The sequence below is a fragment of the Pseudomonas sp. BN606 genome (assembly GCF_029873115.1).
In the GTDB taxonomy this organism is placed as follows: domain Bacteria; phylum Pseudomonadota; class Gammaproteobacteria; order Pseudomonadales; family Pseudomonadaceae; genus Metapseudomonas.
In genome coordinates this window covers 1-865 of the sequence record NZ_SSOF01000005.1, presented here as the reverse complement: position 1 = coordinate 865, position 865 = coordinate 1, and the positions used below count along the sequence as shown (strand labels likewise).

Below are 865 nucleotides of genomic sequence, written 5' to 3'. Positions count from 1 at the left end.
GGTGGCCGGGGTGTCCTCGGTTACCGCGATCGGACCGTCGTTGGAGGCGACAGGCGCGTCATTCTCCGGGGTGACGGTGATATCCAGCGTGGAGCTGCTACCGGTATTGGTGGTGTAGGTGACCTGCGGGACGTCGCCGTTCCAATTCTGCACCGGGGTGAAGGTGTAGTTGCCGTTCGCCGCAATGCTCAGGGTGCCGACACCGGCGATCACCGCGCTGGAACCGGCGGTGAAGCTGCCAGGCACGCCATTGATGGTGAAGCTGGCAACGGTGAGTGTGTTATCCACATCGCTGTCGTTGCCCAGCACGTTGCCGGTCGCCGGGTTGTCTTCGGCCACAGTATTGCTATCGGCAACCAGCGCGGAAGCATCGTCCACCGCATTGACCGTGATGGTGCCGGTGGCTGGCGTGGCATCTTCCAGGCCTTGGTTATCCACCGAGGCGTACTGGAAGGTGTTGCTGCCATTCCAATTGTTATTCGGCACGAACGTGAGGCTGGCACCGTTGCCGGTGGCCGGAACGATTGCACCAAGGCCCAGGACGACACCGTTGAGCATCAGGGTGCCGTCAGTGGGCAGTGTCTTGATGACAAAGTGGTCGACACTGCCATCGATGTCCGAACCGCTGAGGTTGACGGTGATCGGGTTGTCTTCGTTGCCCGAGCCCGCGGCTGCATTGGTTTGCGGCGCGTCGTTGACCGGCGTCACGGTGATGTCCAGCGTCGAATCGCTGCCGGTGTTGGTGGTGTAGGTGACCTGCGGGACGTCACCGTTCCAGTTCTGCGCCGGGGTGAAGGTGTAATCACCATTGCTGCCGAGGGTGAAGGTACCGACGTTGGCGATGGTGGCGGTCTGGCCGGCGTTG

Annotated in this window: 1 protein-coding gene; it reads right to left on the bottom strand. The window is 62.3% G+C overall.

Features of this window, described 5'->3' with window-relative positions; translation table 11 throughout:
- Window positions 1–865 (bottom strand): Ig-like domain-containing protein (locus E8E75_RS00030; protein WP_280357615.1); only part of this gene is annotated, 865 nt, incomplete at both ends.